1 protein-coding gene is annotated in these 312 nt (G+C 36.5%); it reads right to left on the reverse strand.

Features of this window, described 5'->3' with window-relative positions; translation table 11 throughout:
• A partial coding sequence (locus C1E99_RS13085; protein ID WP_153060270.1) for a YSIRK-type signal peptide-containing protein occupies positions 1 to 279 on the reverse strand: 279 nt, incomplete at its 3' end.
• Between the last annotated feature and the right edge of the window lie 33 nt (positions 280 to 312).

Below are 312 nucleotides of genomic sequence, written 5' to 3' on the forward strand. Positions count from 1 at the left end.
AACTTTCATCTCTACCGCTATTTCTCCTTCAGCGATAACAGGTGATGGGATGTTGTCTGCTATTTCCTCTACAATTTCAAGATTAGAACCATCTAGGGATTCATTTTTTTCTGATTCAATAGATGCCTCATCTTTGACTTGTGATTCTTCAATTATTTCATTCACTCCTGTAACAACTGTATCTGCAGCAACAGTGGATGTATGAATAGCACATAGCAAAGAGACTGAGACCAAGCCAACCGCTGATTTTCTCAAAGAAAATCGTTCTTGAATGTTCATCTTTCCTCCGTTTATCATCAAAAATTTAAGTTA

The organism is Streptococcus suis (assembly GCF_002964045.1).
GTDB classification, from domain to species: Bacteria; Bacillota; Bacilli; order Lactobacillales; family Streptococcaceae; genus Streptococcus; species Streptococcus suis_U.